The sequence below is a fragment of the Thalassospira tepidiphila MCCC 1A03514 genome, assembly GCF_001662875.1.
In the GTDB taxonomy this organism is placed as follows: Bacteria; Pseudomonadota; Alphaproteobacteria; order Rhodospirillales; family Thalassospiraceae; genus Thalassospira; species Thalassospira tepidiphila.
The window spans coordinates 14,149-30,494 of record NZ_JPVZ01000010.1 but is presented as its reverse complement, the minus strand read 5'-3'; the positions used below and the strand labels follow the sequence as shown (position 1 = coordinate 30,494).

At 53.8% G+C, this 16,346-nt stretch carries 15 protein-coding genes; 7 read left to right on the top strand and 8 right to left on the bottom strand.

Annotated features, from left to right (window positions below; genetic code table 11):
• Positions 1-12 precede the first annotated feature (12 nt).
• Both asnB and TH4_RS17355 read right to left on the bottom strand, forming a co-directional pair.
• Positions 13-1,872 carry an asparagine synthase (glutamine-hydrolyzing) gene (gene asnB / locus TH4_RS17360; RefSeq protein WP_064782112.1) on the bottom strand — a complete coding sequence of 620 codons (1,860 nt, stop codon included), beginning with the start codon at positions 1,870-1,872 and terminating at the stop codon, positions 13-15.
• A 2-nt stretch (positions 1,873-1,874) separates the two neighbouring features.
• Positions 1,875-2,858, bottom strand: a complete 984-nt coding sequence (locus TH4_RS17355; protein ID WP_157097785.1) for a glycosyltransferase family 2 protein — start codon at positions 2,856-2,858, stop codon at positions 1,875-1,877.
• A 271-nt stretch (positions 2,859-3,129) separates the two neighbouring features.
• On the opposite strand from TH4_RS17355, the gene TH4_RS17350 reads away from it, so the two are divergent.
• On the top strand, positions 3,130-3,615 hold the full coding sequence (locus tag TH4_RS17350; RefSeq protein WP_064782111.1) for a hypothetical protein: 486 nt from the start codon (positions 3,130-3,132) through the stop codon (positions 3,613-3,615).
• Positions 3,616-3,708: 93 nt separating this feature from the next.
• On the opposite strand, the gene TH4_RS17345 is transcribed toward TH4_RS17350, so the two are convergent.
• Genes TH4_RS17345 through TH4_RS17335 form a run of 3 tightly spaced genes read right to left on the bottom strand, consistent with a single transcriptional unit; the run spans position 3,709 to position 6,012 of the window.
• Positions 3,709-4,284 carry a hypothetical protein gene (locus TH4_RS17345; RefSeq protein ID WP_064782110.1) on the bottom strand — a complete coding sequence of 192 codons (576 nt, stop codon included), beginning with the start codon at positions 4,282-4,284 and terminating at the stop codon, positions 3,709-3,711.
• A 3-nt stretch (positions 4,285-4,287) separates the two neighbouring features.
• Positions 4,288-5,649, bottom strand: a complete 1,362-nt coding sequence (locus TH4_RS17340; protein WP_064782109.1) for a M48 family metallopeptidase — start codon at positions 5,647-5,649, stop codon at positions 4,288-4,290.
• 18 nt (positions 5,650-5,667) lie between these two features.
• A complete protein-coding gene (locus tag TH4_RS17335) occupies positions 5,668-6,012 on the bottom strand; it encodes a YbjQ family protein (protein WP_083997170.1) in 345 nt (114 codons plus the stop codon).
• 259 nt (positions 6,013-6,271) lie between these two features.
• Between TH4_RS17335 and TH4_RS17330 the strand changes: the two genes are divergently transcribed.
• From TH4_RS17330 to TH4_RS17305, 6 genes are all read left to right on the top strand, one after another.
• Positions 6,272-7,948, top strand: a complete 1,677-nt coding sequence (locus TH4_RS17330; protein WP_064782187.1) for an NAD+ synthase — start codon at positions 6,272-6,274, stop codon at positions 7,946-7,948.
• Positions 7,949-7,962: 14 nt separating this feature from the next.
• A complete protein-coding gene (gene gltX, locus TH4_RS17325) occupies positions 7,963-9,315 on the top strand; it encodes a glutamate--tRNA ligase (RefSeq protein WP_064782186.1) in 1,353 nt (450 codons plus the stop codon).
• Between the two features lie 67 nt (positions 9,316-9,382).
• The gene (gene cysS, locus TH4_RS17320) at positions 9,383-10,759 is read left to right on the top strand and encodes a cysteine--tRNA ligase (protein WP_064782108.1); all 1,377 of its coding nucleotides are present in this window, start codon (positions 9,383-9,385) and stop codon (positions 10,757-10,759) included.
• 181 nt (positions 10,760-10,940) lie between these two features.
• Positions 10,941-11,882: an aldo/keto reductase gene (locus tag TH4_RS17315; RefSeq protein ID WP_064782107.1), complete on the top strand. Its 942-nt coding sequence runs from the start codon at positions 10,941-10,943 to the stop codon at positions 11,880-11,882.
• Between the two features lie 24 nt (positions 11,883-11,906).
• Positions 11,907-12,623 (top strand): hypothetical protein, encoded by a 717-nt coding sequence (locus TH4_RS17310; RefSeq protein WP_064782106.1) that lies wholly within the window; start codon positions 11,907-11,909, stop codon positions 12,621-12,623.
• A 167-nt stretch (positions 12,624-12,790) separates the two neighbouring features.
• The gene (locus TH4_RS17305) at positions 12,791-14,140 is read left to right on the top strand and encodes an MFS transporter (protein WP_064782105.1); all 1,350 of its coding nucleotides are present in this window, start codon (positions 12,791-12,793) and stop codon (positions 14,138-14,140) included.
• A 15-nt stretch (positions 14,141-14,155) separates the two neighbouring features.
• Here the strand turns inward: TH4_RS17305 and TH4_RS17300 are convergent, their stop codons facing one another.
• From TH4_RS17300 to TH4_RS17290, 3 genes are all read right to left on the bottom strand, one after another.
• Positions 14,156-14,812: a LysE family translocator gene (locus tag TH4_RS17300; protein WP_064782104.1), complete on the bottom strand. Its 657-nt coding sequence runs from the start codon at positions 14,810-14,812 to the stop codon at positions 14,156-14,158.
• 121 nt (positions 14,813-14,933) lie between these two features.
• Positions 14,934-15,629: a DsbA family oxidoreductase gene (locus TH4_RS17295; RefSeq protein WP_064782103.1), complete on the bottom strand. Its 696-nt coding sequence runs from the start codon at positions 15,627-15,629 to the stop codon at positions 14,934-14,936.
• 153 nt (positions 15,630-15,782) lie between these two features.
• On the bottom strand, positions 15,783-16,031 hold the full coding sequence (locus tag TH4_RS17290) for a hypothetical protein (protein WP_008891599.1): 249 nt from the start codon (positions 16,029-16,031) through the stop codon (positions 15,783-15,785).
• Positions 16,032-16,346 lie beyond the last annotated feature (315 nt).

The window sequence follows — 16,346 nt, the reverse complement described above, 5'->3', positions numbered from 1 at the left end:
GGTATAGATCTGTTAAAACCGCCCAGTCGGACTGTTTTGCAGCGCCAACCAGTTCCATAGGAAAAAGCGGTTGTCGCTCTTGCCGCTGTGATGCTCAGTCCACTGGGATGCAGCGTAGTACATATCCACCCCTGGGACTGGCCGTGGCGATTGTACCTCAGGCGTTTTACGCATCCAGTCTGCCAACGGGATGCCAAAGCCTTTCTTCTTACGATTTATCGTTTGGCTGGGCAGCAGCGGTTCTAGAGCTTTCTTGAGTAGGTACTTTCTTTGACCGTTCCGGATTTTGAAGTGCGATGGCAGCTTGATGCAGAAATCAACAATGTCGTTGTCGAGGAAGATAGCGCGCGTCTCTAGCGACGACATCATGGATGCACGATCGACCTTGGTCAGGATGTCATTTTGCAGATAGAGATTGGTGAAAAATGTTAGTAGTCGGTCAGTTCTGTCCACAGCAGAATTGCTATCCCAGATTTCCATGGCTTCGGAGTAAAGATCTTCAAGAGGAAGGGGCTCTTCGAAGAACTCTTTCATTTGGTCAGGAAATAGTGGCGCCATCCAGACAGGTGCCCAAACAGATTCCTGATACGACAATCCAGCAAGTGTCCGCCGAAGCTTGAAATCGAAACTCATGTTGCGACCGGATTTCGGTAGTGCGTTTGCAAGTCCGGTAAACAACTTGTGCGCGAGATCTGGCACGTATTTCTTGTAGGCCTGTGCCGGCTTCAGAGCCAAAAAAGGGTCATACCCAGCAAAAAGTTCGTCGGCCCCATCGCCCGAAAGTGCAACTGTAACATTTTCCCTTGTGAATTTACTTAGAAGGTAAGTCGGAAGCACAGAGGCGTCACCAATTGGCTCGTCCAGTTGCCCCAGGACCTCCGGAATGAGTTCTTGTGCGTTGGCAAGGTTTAGCATTCTAAGATGATGAATGGACCCCGCGTGCTCGGCAACCAACTGAGCGTAACCCGACTCATCATAGGATGCTTGCTCGAAGCCAATGGTAAAGGATGATACCTTCCTATCTTTGGCATTCTTGGCTGCTGCACACAAAATTGCGCTTGAGTCGACGCCGCCGCTCAGGAAAACTCCGAGAGGGACGTCACTTACAAGGCGGCGAGAAACTGATTGCAAAATAAGTTCCTGAAGATGTTCTGCAAGTTCGTCATCTTTGGCTGCGGTGAGGTTGTCATCCGGGGTGATCAAAAATTCCCAATACTTGCTGATCTTCGTGTCAAGTGTATCCAGTTCGACAGTCATTTGCTGGCCAGCTGGTAACTTAAAGACATTCTCAAGCAAACTGTTCGGGGCAGGAATGTAGCCGTAAGCAAACAGTTTCTGCAGGCCAAAGTTGGATATATTGCCGTCGATCCCAGAATGTTTTTCAAGCGATTTCAGTTCGCTTGAAAAGGCAAACAGATCACTTTTAGCTGTATAAAATAGTGGCTTTTCACCAAAGCGATCACGGGCGAGGTAAAGTCTGCCTCGTATCTTGTCGATAATAGCAAAGGCAAACATGCCGTTCAGGCGTCGAGCCAGATCGGTGCCCCAGTGGCGATAGCCATGAATGAGAACTTCGGTATCAGAGTGCGATGTCTGAAAGACGGCACCTAATGCTTCAAGTTCTGCTCGTAACTCGGGGAAGTTATAAATTTCGCCGTTAAAGACGATCCCCGTTTCGTTTGACGCATCCCACATCGGTTGGGCACCGCCTTCAATGTCTCTAACAGACAGACGACGATGTCCTAAGTAGATATGTTTTTCTTCGTCGAAGTAAAACCCTTCCCCGTCGGGACCGCGATGTGCCAGTGCATCAGTCATGGCATGGATATCTGAGCGACTACCCCGTCCCATAAAGCCGGCAATGCCGCACATCGCTATTCTTGCTCCATATTGACCGTCTCTTTGACGAGGTAAGGGCTGCGCCCTTGTGATTCAAAGTATGTTCGGACAATCATCTCCGCCAGAAGACCGAGTAGGATACACATTACGCCGACCAGGAAAGTCATCGTAACGACAAGCGGTAGTGGGGTCTGGATCATTGAAGTATTTTCAAAGAACTTCAGCCAAAGCATCCAGATTGTACTCAGAAAAGAAGCGAAGAAAGACACAAGACCAATTCCGCCGAACACATAGATCGGTTTGACCATGTGACGGTCGAGGAATTTCACGACCATAAGGTCCAGAAGCACTTTCGCTATCCGCTCCAAACCGTACTTTGACTGCCCAAATTGACGGGCATGGTGCTGAACCGGAATTTCACAGACCTTTGCGCCCATCCATGTGGCGTAAATGGGAATAAACCGATGCATTTCGCCATAAAGCCGAATGCCTTTAACAACATCTTTCTTATAGGCTTTGAGCGTGCAGCCGTAGTCGTGAAGGTGAACACCAGAAATCTTTGAAATCAGTCTGTTAGCCAAACGGCTGACAAAGTTCCGGCGTATGGCCGCGTCTTGACGGTCTTTGCGCCATCCAGATACGACATCATAGCCTTCTGCCAGTTTGCCGAGCAGTTTGGGGATGTCGGCAGGATCATTCTGCAAGTCGGCATCAATTGGAATGATGACTTCGCCTGACGCATGATCAATGCCAGCCATCGTGGCTGCGGTTTGGCCGTAATTTCGGCGGAAGTTGACGATTTTCAGTTCAATTCGCTCTTTTGCCGCATCTTGCAACAGCGAGAAAGAGTTGTCTGAGCTTCCGTCATTAACGAAGATTACCTCGAATGGTTTTCCCATTTCATCGAGGACAGAGAGCAAGCGTTCGCAGAGCGGCTTTATGCTTTCTTCTTCGTTATATATCGGAACGATGACCGACAGTTCGGTTAGGTTGACAGTTTGAGAAACAGCTTGCGCCACCTGAATGCCCTGTTATCTGATGCTTTAAAGGAGTAGCGCAATGGTTAGCATGATAACATTGGAAACGTCCAGATTTTGCCGCGTCTACCTTGTTACATTTGGCAAAGTTTCAAGTCTCTTTGTTGCTAGTTGACGACTCAAAATATCAATTTGTTGCGCAATCGGCATGAATTCATAAAAAACATCTACCAATGGGCTGTAAATATTCTTAAGTATGGGTAATTGCAGGGTGTTCCTGACAGACGATTAAGGGCGAGGGATCGCAACGGGTATGATGGACGACGCTGCATTCAGCGCATGGCAAGAGAAGGTGGAGGGAACCAACATTTCCTCGACCACGCTTTTGGCGACCGACTATCTGAACCATTTCAACGAGATCGTCATGCTGCTCGAAATGGTGCCCGACATGCCTGACATGATCGAGGACTGCAAGGAATGGGCGCCGAAAAGCTATCAGGAGCATTTCCGCGATAGTGCCTTTTCCGACAAGGAACTGGCGATTGAGGCCTATGAACACGTCCCGCCAAAATTCCGTCGTCCGTTTGAGGAAACCATCGAGCACCTCAATACGATCGTGGCACACGCGGTTTCGCAGCTTGAAACCATCATCGAGACGGGTGATGAAGACCTGCTGCGCGTGACGGCCAGTGCAGTGACGACGTCGCTTCAGAAATTCATGGATGTCGCCAGTGGCATTATCCATGGTTCGGCCAAAACCATGAGCCAGGACGAGATCGACGCAGCCCTCGCACTTTGATTGTTGGCGACGTTTTCATGTATGCGGACACAAAAAACCGGGACTGCAAACAGCCCCGGTTTTGTTTTTGTCTGGTCGAGATGTTAATCCCGATCAATCCGTCATTTTGGCGAGTTCACCATCAAGACGCTCAATTTCGGACTGCAGCAGCGGCAAGACATCGGCACGTGCGGTGGCGACAATTTCCTGCATGTTTTCAAGAGCATGTTTTGCCATGCCGTTGGCATTTTGCTGCATGAACATGATCGTCATCTGCGCTTCGATATCGGAATAAAATCGACGTACACCGGTGATAATTGCCGGATCGACTTCAAAGGTACGCTGGGAATAGCGCATGGTTTCCCAAACCATATCGTCAAGCTTGTGACGTTCGCGCGGGGCGAGGTTTGCCGCATGCCAGGTCATCGGCCCTTCGGGATAGTCGGCAATCCAGGTTTCGACCTTTTCGATGTTATCGACAAACTCCGCCTCAAGCGATCGTTCGAGGTTATAAACATCAGACGTGCTTTGATAACGGTCGAAATCGACAGCAATTTCAAAACCGGCAAAGCTTGCCAGATACACACCCAGAACGGTTGATGCCAGAATGATGCACTGGGTAAGCCAGAACTCGGTATTGGGCTGGCCACTGACGCTTAGAAAGCGAAACGGGGCGAAAAGTCCGCGCATGGGCTAGTGTCCTGTATTGGTAAGATTGAATTGGTGGCGGTCTTCAAGCGCGCTTGCCGGGATTTCACCCGTGCGTACAAGGAAATTCTCAAAGGCGATTTGAAGATCAACCGGTTCTCTGATCGGAAGACCCTGTTCGCGCGCCATATCCTCAAGCCGTTCCACCCGGTCACGTGGATGGGGATGGGTTGAAAGATAATCCAGCAAACTGCGGTCGCCTTGAAGCTGCCCCAATTTTGCAAAGGTGGTGGATGCTTCTGCGACATGGCCGTATTTGGCCATCAGGATGCGCAGGCTCCAGTCATCGGCATCGAGTTCCTGACTTCGGGAATAGTCCCGATCAGCCAGAAGTTTCGGCCAGCTTGCCGCCCAGGTGGTCAAAACCGCATCGGTCTGAAACATCATGGCCGAAAGTGCGACACCAACGACTTCACGGCCAATGCCTTCAAGGTGATCGCGTCCGTTGTAATGACCGATTTCATGGCCAAGGATCGACAGCAGCTCGTTCTCGGTATCGACCAGTTCAAGCATTCCGGTATGAACAAGCATCAGGCCACCGGGCAGTGCCGCGGCATTGGGACTGTCATCGGGGATGATCAGAACGTCAAAATCATAATCCTTTGCCGGGCCAATGGCCTCCTTAGGGATGGAATTGACCAGATCAAGAAGATAGCGTTCCGGCAGGCTGCGTTCATAATCTTCGCGATGTTCTGCGATCAGTCCGGGTTCAAGCTCCGACCAGATGGCAACTTCTTCCTGAACCGAAATACTGTTTGCCGCCCATTCAACCGCGAGGCCGCTTGCCGTATAAATCCCCCAGCAAATCAGCAGGAACGCAATACTGCCCGACGCAAATTCGGCCAAAAGATTGCGATGCGAAATATTCACCCCGTCATCGGGAAGGGCAGATGGCCGCCCGCCCGCCGGGCGATGATCGGTATAAAGGGCGGTGCCGGAAACAATCACCTCGATCATGCCGCGCCCGAGTTCGGCAGAATCAAAGCGTAAACCGATAATGTGACTTGCACCCTTGGCGTTGGTGCGAAGCCGCAAGATCGCCTCGCGCTTGGCCCTGGTGACGGTGGCTTCGTGCGCGGCCAGTCGACCGCCGACGAAAATGCGCAGGCGGGCCAGAAGATTGCGAAAACGGTCTTCGGCAATGACGACCTTTCCGGTCACCAGTTTGCTGTCATGCAACGTGATGTCATCGGGAACTGCATCCCCGGAATCAAGATATTGATGGGGCAACAATGCTTCGTCGCGTCTGAGCGCGCGTTCATGTGCCCCATCGGCCAAACGGCCGGTTATATAAGCGATTCCGACCAGGATGGTCAGGGCAATTCCCGGAAGAAACAGATCTTCCATGGTGTTGTGCCTGCCCTGTTATTTCAGTCGTACGGCTGTGCCGTATGCGAAAATCTCAGCCGCCTTGTAGGCCACCTGTGACGTTGCGAAATGAACATCCACAACTGCGTCGGCATCCAATTTTTGGGCTTGGGCAATCAGGCGGCTGGTGGCTTCCTGCTGGGCGTCTTCCAGAAGCCGGGTGTAGGAACGTACTTCACCCCCGAACAGGTTTTTCAGCATCGCAAAAATATCGAAAAGGAAGTTGCGGCTGCGCACGGAACTGCCAAAGACAATGCCAAGGTTTTCACTGATTTCGCGGCCTGGAATATAGGAAATGGTTACCGCCGCCATTTCGGCGGCCGCATTGGGGCTGTGGGTCATGTTGTTTGCTCGTATTTTAATTTGTGTTTATTGCCGTGTTTTCACGGTCGCGTGCAATAGATCGGGAAGAAGCCGATTTTGCAAGTCATTATCAACACGCTAAGTCGTTGATAAGAATAAAATCACGCTGAAAGACAGCGTACTTGCAGGTTTCAAAGCTTTGCATTTCTGCCATGCAAGAATGGCGATCTTGTCTGAAACATGGGATATTGCGCATTCCGCAATTGACAGCGCGCAGGGGCGATCCTATTCCAACATCATGACAAAGAAGCTTGCCATTGCGATTGCCCAACTCAACCCGATTGTCGGTGATGTCACCGGGAACCGGGACAAGGTTGTGGCTGCCTGGGAAACTGCGGCTGATCAGGCTGCGGACGTGGTTCTATATTCTGAACTGGTCCTGTCGGGCTATCCGCCCGAGGACCTTGTGATGAAGCCGGCCTTCATGCGCCATCTGCATGACGCGGTCGAATTTATCTGTGAACACACGGCCAAACGCAACGATGGTCCGGCCTTGCTGTTGACCACGCCATGGGAAGTCGATGGCACACGTCATAATGCGGTGTTGCTGATTGATCAGGGCAAGATCGTTGATGTGCGCGCCAAGAATGATTTGCCGAATTATGGCGTGTTTGATGAAAAGCGCGTCTTTGCCGCGGGCCCGATGCCGACCCCGATATCCTTCAAGGGTGTCAAGCTGGGTGTGCCGATCTGTGAAGATGTCTGGACGCCGAACGTCGTTGCCCATCTGGCCGATGCGGGGGCAGAAATCTTCCTTGTGCCGAACGGGTCACCGTTTGAAGCCGACAAGGATGATTTGCGCCGTAAGCTGATCGAGGATCGGGTGCGCGAAAGCGGCAAGCCGATGATTTACTGCAACGAAGTCGGCGGTCAGGATGAACTGGTGTTTGACGGCGGATCATTCGGCCTGAACGGCGATGGATCGCTTGCGGTTGCCCTGCCGGCCTTTGCCGAGGATGTGGTGCTGACCACCTGGCAACAGGATGAAAACGGTCAATGGCGTTGCGCAGATGACGCGCCGAAGGTTGGCTATCCCACCGGACTTGATGCGATCTATCAGGCGCTGGTTCTGGGCCTGCGCGACTATGTGAATAAAAACGGTTTCCCCGGAGTTGTGATCGGCATGTCGGGCGGGATCGACAGTGCGCTGTCGGCCGCGGTTGCCGTGGATGCGCTGGGTTCTGATCGCGTGCGTCTGGTGATGATGCCATCGCCTTATACCTCGGCCGAGAGCCTGGAGGATGCGGAGCTTTGCGCAGGCATGCTCAAGACCGGGATCGAGAGCATCAATATTGGTCCGGCCATGGCCGCGTTCGAGCAGATGCTGGCCCCCGCCTTTGAAGGCCGGGATGCCGACATTACCGAAGAAAACATTCAGGCCCGCTCGCGCGGGATTATCCTGATGGGGCTTTCAAACAAGTTTGGCCACATGGTCCTGACCACCGGCAATAAATCCGAAATGTCGGTTGGCTATGCCACGCTTTATGGCGATATGTGTGGTGGCTATTCGGTTCTGAAAGACCTTTATAAAACGACCGTGTTTAATCTGTGCCACTGGCGCAATGAACACAAACCGGTCGGGGCTGTTGGCCCGGATGGCATGGTGATCCCCGAACGGATTATCACCAAGCCGCCATCGGCCGAGCTTCGCCCGGATCAGAAAGACGAAGATAGTCTGCCGCCTTATGATGTTTTGGATGATATCCTCCATCAGATGATTGAAGGTGAGCGGTCTGTTCGCGATATCGTGGATAGCGGTCACGATGAGGCAACAGTGCGCCGGGTCTGGCGGTTGCTGGATCGGGCGGAATATAAACGCCGTCAGGCACCCCCGGGGGTCAAGATTACCCCGCGTGCCTTTGGCCGTGACCGTCGCTATCCGATTACCAATGGTTTCACGAACCTTGTTACGTGATTGAAAAGTTTGAAATGACAAAACCTGTTCTGCGATTTGCCCCCAGCCCGACCGGGCTTCTTCACGTCGGTAACGCCCGTGTGGCGCTGATGAACTGGCTTTATGCCCGTAAATCAGGTGGGAAATTCATCCTGCGCTTTGACGATACCGACCCGGTGCGCTCCAAAGACGAATATGTCGATGCGATCCGTGAAGACCTCTCCTGGCTTGGCATCGACTGGGATCAGGAAGAACGTCAAAGCCTGCGTCAGGACAAATATGACGCGGCGATTGATGACCTGAAAAAGCGTGAATTGCTTTATCCGTGCTACGAGACCGAAGGCGAGCTCAACTGGAAACGCAAGGCTGCCCGCCAGCGTCACCAGCCGTTCATTTATGACCGCAAGGCATTGACGCTGTCTGATGAAGAAATTGCCGCCCTTGAGGCCGAAGGCCGCAAGCCGCATTGGCGTTTCCTTCTGACCGACGGCATGGTCGAATGGGATGACCTGACGCGCGGGATTTGCTCGTTTGATACCGAACATGTGTCTGACCCGGTCCTGATCCGTGAAGATGGATCGTTGCTTTATATGCTGGGCTCGGTGGTGGATGACCTTGAAATGGGTGTTACCCACATCATTCGCGGCGAAGACCACGTGACCAATACCGTGTCGCAGATCCTGTTGTATCTGGCGCTTGGCGGGAAGCCGGGTGCGCTTGAATTTGCCCATATGCCGCTTTTGGCGGGGCCGGGTGGCTCGCAGCTTTCAAAGCGCCTTGGCAGTCTTTCACTGCGTGAATTGCGCAATGACGGGTTTGAGGTCGAGGCGCTTGTTGGCCTTCTGACGGGCCTTGGTGCATCCGACAAGATTGAGCCGGCAAACCTTTCCCAGGTGCTTGAGAAATTCGATCTTGATCATTATGGCCGTTCCACGCCGAAATTTGATCCGGCCGAACTGGCAAGCCTTAATGAAAAAGTCATTCACGAAATGTCTTTTGAGGCCGCCAAGCCAAAGCTTGAAGCAGCTGGCATGGCAGATGCCGACGAGATGTTCTGGAATGCGGTGCGCGGCAATTGCTGGCGCGTGGCCGAGGCACTGGAATGGTGGGATGTGATCCACAAAAACGTCATTCCGGAAATTGATGCCGAGGATGCCGAGTTTCTCAAACAGGCCGCCGAAATGCTGCCGGAAGGCGAGCTTGATGGCACCAGCTGGAAAACCTGGACCACGGCGCTTAAGGAAGAAACCGGACGCAAGGGCAAGCAGCTTTTCATGCCGCTGCGCAAGGCGCTGACGGCGCGCGAACATGGTCCGGAAATGTCGACGATGCTGGTTTTGATCGGGTCTGAAAAGGCGCGTGACCGGTTGTGTGGGAAGGCGGTCTAAGCATCTGCTTTGATCGCCGGAAAATGTACGCATTTGACCCGATAACACAGCCAAACGGACGTTTGAAATGACCAAAACACTTCGCATCTTTGATACGCTCACCCGCGAAAAGCAGGTGTTCGCGCCGATTGATCCCGATCACGTGCGGCTTTATGTCTGCGGCCCGACGGTCTATGACTATGCCCATGTCGGTAATGCCCGCCCGGTGGTGGTGTTTGATACGCTGGTGCGCGTGCTGCGCCATATCTATCCCAAGGTAACCTATGTGCGGAATGTCACGGACGTTGATGACAAGATCAACGCGCGTGCCAAGGAAAGCGGTGAACCGATTTCCGAAATCACCAAACGCACCCATCAGGCCTATCTGGATGACATGGGCGCGCTTAATGCCGCCAAACCCGATATCGAACCGCGCGCGACCGAACATATCGCTGAAATGATCGCCATGTGCGAAAGCCTGATCGAACAGGGCTTTGCCTATGCCGCCGAGGGCCATGTGCTGTTCTCGGTCGAGGCGTTTGATGATTATGGCAAGCTGTCGCGTCGTGATCGCAAGGAAATGATCGCCGGTGCCCGTGTTGAAGTCGCCCCTTATAAAAAAGACCCGGCGGACTTCGTTTTGTGGAAACCGTCGAGTGACGATATTCCGGGATGGGATAGCCCGTGGGGCCGTGGTCGTCCGGGCTGGCATATTGAATGCTCTGCCATGTCGACGCGTTATCTCGGTGAAAACTTTGACATCCATGGCGGTGGTTCGGATCTGGTGTTCCCGCACCACGAAAACGAACTGGCGCAAAGCTGCTGCGCCAATAAGGGGTCAAGCTACGCCAAATACTGGATGCATAACGGCCATCTGATGGTCGAAGGCGAAAAGATGTCCAAGTCATTGGGCAACTTCGTCACCGTGCATGAGCTGCTTGAAAAATGGCCGGGTGAGGCGATCCGGCTGGCGATGATGGGAACCCATTATCATCAGCCGATCAACTGGACCGAAGAAAACCTGCGTCAGGCCAAAGAGGCGCTTGATCGGTTCTATACTGCGCTTCGTCAGAGTTCTGACGTGACCCCGGAAAATATGCCGGTGCCGCGTGCGGTGCTTGATGCGCTGTGTGATGATCTCAACACGCCGCTTGCGATTTCGGAATTCCATAACCTTGTGACCAAGTTCAACAAGGCGGAAAAGAAGTTCGAACGTGCTGAAGCCAAGGGTGAAATCCTTGCCGCGGCCAAGCTTTTGGGCATTCTTGAAGCGGATCCCGAAGCCTGGTTTACCGGATCAGCCGATGAAGACGAAGCAGCCGAGATCGACGGACTGATCGCCCAGCGTGCGGATGCCAAGAAGAACAAGGATTTCGCAACGGCGGACAAAATCCGTGATGACCTTCTGGCACGCGGCATCATCCTTGAAGACTTCAAGGATGGGACAAGCTGGAAGCGCGTTTAACGCAGATTGACAGTTTTTGACCAAAGGGCTGCAAACATCAGGTTTGCAGCCCTTTTTTTGTTTCGGGTGATATAGGTCTCTTGTCAGTTTACCAAAAGTTGCGTTCGGGCAGAATTCTGCCCAAATCTTGATGGATCATGTTTGAAGATTGGTCCGAAGCAACGAAAAGGTGCTCTAAGCCATGTCTGAATTTGACCGTCGCGGGTTTCTGAAGGCTTCTGCCTCACTAGGCGCGCTTGGCCTGTTGGCGTCGGGGGTGCCTGCGTGGGCGCAGGGAAGCTCCGATGCGCGCGCATCGGAAGTATTGCAAAAGAAAATCCCCTCAACCGGTGAAGAAATCCCCGCTGTCGGGCTTGGAAGCTGGATCACGTTCAATGTCGGCCAAGACATTGAATTGCGCAATCAGTGCGCGGATGTGATGTCGGCGTTTTTCGATGCCGGTGGGCGCATGATTGACAGTTCGCCGATGTACGGTTCTGCCCAGGATGTGATTGGCTACGGGCTCGATAAGCTTGGTGCGCGCGATCGTGTGTTTTCGACCGACAAGGTCTGGACCGCAGGCGATGGTGCCGAACAGATCGCCGAGACATCAGATCGATGGAAGATCGAGCAGTTTGACCTTTTGCAGGTCCATAATCTGTTGGGCATCAATGAAAACCTGCCGCTTCTGTTTCGCATGAAGGACGAACGGCAGTTGCGCCATGTCGGTGTGACGACCTCGCACGGGCGACGTACCGAAGACCTGATCGCGGTGATGAAGAACGAACGGCTTGATTTCGTGCAGGTGACCTATAACCCGATTGACCGCAAGGTTGAGGATTATCTTTTGCCATTGGCATATGATCGCGGCATTGCGGTGATTGTGAACCGGCCGTTTCGCGGCGGCAGCCTGACCGAGCGTCTGGAAGGCCAGCCCATGCCGGAATTTGCCGCCGAACTTGAAGCCAAAAGTTGGGCGCAGTTGATTTTGAAATATCTGATCGCCCATCCGGCTGTGACCTGTCCGATCCCGGCCACCACCAAACCGGCCCATGCGGCGGAAAACATGGCGGCCGCAACCGGGCCATTGCCCGATGATAAAATGCGCGAACAGATCGCCGCTGTCATTGGCGTTCTGGTGTGATCAAGGCAATCGGGGGCAGACAGCATGACTGAATGGTGGGATTACGGACTGGCAGACCTGTTGCTGTTTTCGCCGCGTGTCTATTACCGGCTGTTTGAAACCATGAACACCACCTGGTGGCTGGTGGTTGCCAGCGCGCTGATTGCCGGGTTGATCGCATCGGGCCTTGCCCTGCGTCACGGTTTTCGCGGCAACCGGGTTATTCTGGTATTGTTGGCACTGGTCTGGGCCTGGTCGGGCTTTGGCTTCCTTTGGCAATATTATCAGCCGATCAATTGGGCGGTGCCTTATCTGCTGCCGGCCTTTGCCCTGCAGGTGGTTTTGTTTGCCATCTTTGCTGCGCGTCCGTTGCCGCTTCGTTTTGGCTGGCGCGGGGATTTGTCCTGTTATGTCGGGGCGTCTCTGGTTGCCTTTGCGCTGCTTGTCTATCCGTTTATTGGCCTGATTGAAGGGCGCGACTTGGTACAGGCCGAAATTTTTGGCAGTGCAGCCGATCCAACCGCCCTTGGCACGTTGGGCTTTGTTTTGCTGTCACGCGGCACCTGGCGGTGGTTATTGTTGCCGGTTCCCCTGGCGTGGTGTGTTATATCCGCAGGCACGCTTTGGGTGATGGATCAGTATGTCGCGTATTTGATGCTGGCCGCCGTCTGGGTGACTGTTTTTTGCGGCTGGCTTGATCTCAAAAACGGGGTCACCACCAAACGCCTGACCGAGGCAGAGATCAGAGACCCGGCTGCTTAGGTCAAAAAATCCCCTTCATACCGAAAAAAGTCTGGAAACTGAATGTGATCAGTGGTTTCGTACTTTTCGCTGAGACTTGTCATTTGTCTGAACCAACACGACATCAGACCAAGGCGCGCTGAGCTCACAGACAGTCCGGTAATCCCCAAAGTGCGAAAGGGCGATTCATGATCCAGGTTTTAACCAGTGTCTGGGCACTTCTTATTGGAGTTGTCCTGATCATGCTGGGCAATGGCATGCATTTCACCCTGATCGGTTTGCGCGGCGGGATTGAGGGTTTTTCCTCGGCCGAACTGGCGATTGTCACATCGGGTTACTTTGCCGGTTTCCTGTCTGGCGCACGCATCACACCGCGCATGATCAAGCGGGTTGGCCATGTGCGCGTCTTTGCCGCACTCGGAAGCTTTACCTCCGCCGGGCTGATTGCCTTTCCACTGATTGCCGAGCCATGGGCATGGACGGCGTTGCGCGTGATTTTGGGCTTTTGCATGTCGGGGATCTATGTGACGGCGGAAAGCTGGCTTAATGATGCCTCGACCAACGAAACCCGGGGCAAGGTTCTGTCGGCTTATATGATTGCCCAGACGCTTGGTATTATCGGGGCGCAGGGGCTTTTGACGCTTGGCGATGCCGCGAACTCGGCCCTGTTTATTGTTGCGTCCATTCTGGTCTCGATTTCCTTTGCGCCGATCCTGCTGTCGGCCTCGTCCGTGCCAGTGACCGAGGCCGCCCGCCCGATGGGGCTTAAGGAACTGTTTGCCGGATCGCCGCTCAGTACAGTGGGAATCTTCCTGTTGGGGTGTGTTTATGCCACCCAGACCGGTATGGCGGCGGTTTATGGCACCCAGATCGAAATGACGACCGTGCAGATCGCGACCTTTGTGGCGATGCTGTTTGCCGGTGCGTTGGTGTTCCAATATCCGATTGGCTGGTTGTCGGACCGCATGGATCGCCGCAAGCTGATTTTTGGTGCGGCGGCAGTTGCCATGTCAGCCTGTATGCTTGGCTGGCTTTCGGGTAACCAGTTGGTCTTTATGATGTGTGCAGCCTTTGTCGCAGGCGGCATGACCACACCGCTTTACGCGCTGTTTCTGGCCTACACCAACGATTTCCTGTCACTCGAAGAAATGCCGGCCGCATCAGGTGGTCTTGTTCTGACCTTCGGGGTGGGGGCAATTCTTGGCCCGTTGATTGCCGGTTGGTCGATGGAACATCTTGGCCCGCAGTCGTTCTGGCTGGTGCTTGCCGGGACCTTTGCGGTGATCGCGGTTTATGCGCTTTATCGCATGACGCGCCGTGAAGCCCTGCCGGTTGAAGAAACCGAAAGCTATGTCAGCGTTCTGCCGACGGCATCCCCCATGGCGGTTGAAACCGCCGGGGTTTGGGCGGCCGAGCAGGCCGAGGCCGCCGCAGAAGAAGCCGCGGCTGAGGAGGCTGCTGCCGAGGAGGCCGAAGCCAAGGCTGAAGCTGAAGCAGAAAAGGCCGAGGCAGTTGAAGGCAAGGCCCCCAAGGCATAGCTTTTCGCTGACAGCTTAGCGGTTGAACAACAACCGCAGCCCGACGGCGGCAAAGAACACACCAAGCAACCCGTTGATCCATCCGGCTGCGCGGCGATAAATCGAAATCGCCGGGGCGGTGGAGAAGGCGGTGGCATAAAGCAAATGAATGCTGGTTGAAATCAGACCACAACCAATCACAATCGCCGCACCAACCCAAAGCGGGGCGCCTTCGTGAAAGCCGATTGAAATGATGGCGATCCAGGTCAGGATGGCCTTGGGATTGGTCAGGTGAAGTCCCAATCCGCGAAAATAATAACCGCGTCCCGATATCTTTCGGGTATCAACGGCGTCGGCAATATCTGATGTGGTGGGTGGTTTGCGAAATGCCGTGCGAAACGCCCGATAGGACATCCACAGCAAATAAAGTCCGCCAAAAATCCGGATGGCCGTCATCGCATCGGCATAGGTGGCAAGAACAGCCGACAGCCCCGTCAGGGTCAGAAGTCCGATCGAAAACGATCCGGTTCCGATGCCAAGGGCAAAATGTTGACCAGCGCGACGGCCCTGATCAAGCGACACCCCCATCAAGCCCAAAAGGGCAGGGCCGGGGCTAATAAGGCCGACAAGCAGGGCTGCATAAGACAGCAATATTCCGGGCAGATATTGCCCAAACTCGGCAAGGCTGATCATGGGGCGTTTCCTTGTGTGGTGGCAAGATCAGCCTAGATCGGTATTTGAGTTCTGTCGAGGGCCACGAAGAAGCCCGATCCAATGGACCGGGCTTTGTTCATCTGTCTGCACTTAGGCCTAATCAGGCGTCGTTTTGGGCTTCGGCAAGGATTTCATCACCCTGACGCGCGATTTCCGAAAGGGCCTGTTCGAACACTTCTGGCGGGTGGCCGCCGGAAATGGCGAATTTGCCATTGACCACATAGGTCGGTACCGAACTGATGCCGGCATCGCCAAATTCGTCTTCCTCGGCGCGGACTTCCTTGGCGAATTCGTCGCTGGCAAGGATTTCGGCGGCACGTTCCGGTGAAAGGCCAACTTCCTCGACCGCGCGTTTCAAAACACCATGGTCGGCGGTGTTATCACCGCCCTGGAAGTAGGCGGCAAACAGGTTGAGCTTAAGCGCTGTCTGCTGGCCGTACTCGCCTTCTTTGCCCGCCCAGTACAGTAAACGGTGGGCGTCAAAGGTGTTATAGATGCGGGCATCGGAGCCAAAATGGATCGGGAAGCCGACATTTTCGCCCATCATGGTGATGCGGGCGCGGTTATCGGCACTTTGATCGGCGGTCAGGCCGTATTTTTCGCTGATATGTTCCGAGAGGTCCTGGCCCTCGGGCGGCATATCGCGGTTCAGTTCGAACGGGTGCCAGCGCAGGGTGACGTCAATTTCGCCGTCCAGACGGCTGATGGCATCTTCAAGGTTCTTGTAACCGATGATGCACCACGGACAGACAACGTCCGAAACAATGTCGATCTGCATGGGAATGGCTTTGGTCATTGGATTAGGCTTGCCTTGGATTATGTAACGTTGCGCTACCCCAACACATAATCGACATGGCGTCAAACGCAAGGAAAAGCCGGGGCGGACGCGTATTTGAGGGACGATTTATTAGTTGTATCTGATTTTGCGGGCGTGGTTACCCGCCGATAATCAGGATGATTGCCGTCGGGCGTTGTCGACCATGTATTCGGCAAATGTTTCAAGGATCGGGCAAGACCAATCCGCACGGGTCAGTTCCCCGTCCCGTTCCCAGTCGCCATACCAACGTTCATCGATGTCACGGAATATGATGTAGCGGGCAAAACGGTCTGATGCAGTCCAGCAATTGCGACCGGTACGTTCCCACGTCAGGCCGGCAAGCATCATGATATCAACGCTGGTGGGGGCGTCATTTGCCATTTTTATTGTCCTTGGACGTCGCGCGATCATTAGCTTTGTTCTACATGTGCAGGGTTTTGATCAAGCGTACTACAACCTAGGATAAAGGTAATCATCGCATAGTGGTGGTTGCAACCATTCAAGGGGACAGGTCAGCTATCCTAAAGATGGGTAATTTGTTGAAATAGAGCAGAAATTGTCGTCGGGATGGCAATTTGAGTAATGCTGTTGCGCTGCTGTCTGTTTTGCGGCAATTTGCCAGACCCGCAAAGGACATGAAATCATGAGCCTTGCGAACAGAATAGCGGCGGCCAAAAAACGGCCGCGGCACCCGAG

What these genes read in the sequence shown, in the direction of transcription:
- asnB (WP_064782112.1), bottom strand. Translation starts at nt 1,872, where the DNA reads ATGTGCGGCATTGCCGGCTTTATGGGACGGGGTAGTCGCTCAGATATC.
- TH4_RS17350 (WP_064782111.1), top strand. Translation starts at nt 3,130, where the DNA reads ATGATGGACGACGCTGCATTCAGCGCATGGCAAGAGAAGGTGGAGGGA.
- TH4_RS17345 (WP_064782110.1), bottom strand. Translation starts at nt 4,284, where the DNA reads ATGCGCGGACTTTTCGCCCCGTTTCGCTTTCTAAGCGTCAGTGGCCAG.
- TH4_RS17340 (WP_064782109.1), bottom strand. Translation starts at nt 5,649, where the DNA reads ATGGAAGATCTGTTTCTTCCGGGAATTGCCCTGACCATCCTGGTCGGA.
- TH4_RS17335 (WP_083997170.1), bottom strand. Translation starts at nt 6,012, where the DNA reads ATGACCCACAGCCCCAATGCGGCCGCCGAAATGGCGGCGGTAACCATT.
- TH4_RS17330 (WP_064782187.1), top strand. Translation starts at nt 6,272, where the DNA reads ATGACAAAGAAGCTTGCCATTGCGATTGCCCAACTCAACCCGATTGTC.
- gltX (WP_064782186.1), top strand. Translation starts at nt 7,963, where the DNA reads ATGACAAAACCTGTTCTGCGATTTGCCCCCAGCCCGACCGGGCTTCTT.
- cysS (WP_064782108.1), top strand. Translation starts at nt 9,383, where the DNA reads ATGACCAAAACACTTCGCATCTTTGATACGCTCACCCGCGAAAAGCAG.
- TH4_RS17315 (WP_064782107.1), top strand. Translation starts at nt 10,941, where the DNA reads ATGTCTGAATTTGACCGTCGCGGGTTTCTGAAGGCTTCTGCCTCACTA.
- TH4_RS17310 (WP_064782106.1), top strand. Translation starts at nt 11,907, where the DNA reads ATGACTGAATGGTGGGATTACGGACTGGCAGACCTGTTGCTGTTTTCG.
- TH4_RS17305 (WP_064782105.1), top strand. Translation starts at nt 12,791, where the DNA reads ATGATCCAGGTTTTAACCAGTGTCTGGGCACTTCTTATTGGAGTTGTC.
- TH4_RS17300 (WP_064782104.1), bottom strand. Translation starts at nt 14,812, where the DNA reads ATGATCAGCCTTGCCGAGTTTGGGCAATATCTGCCCGGAATATTGCTG.
- TH4_RS17295 (WP_064782103.1), bottom strand. Translation starts at nt 15,629, where the DNA reads ATGACCAAAGCCATTCCCATGCAGATCGACATTGTTTCGGACGTTGTC.
- TH4_RS17290 (WP_008891599.1), bottom strand. Translation starts at nt 16,031, where the DNA reads ATGGCAAATGACGCCCCCACCAGCGTTGATATCATGATGCTTGCCGGC.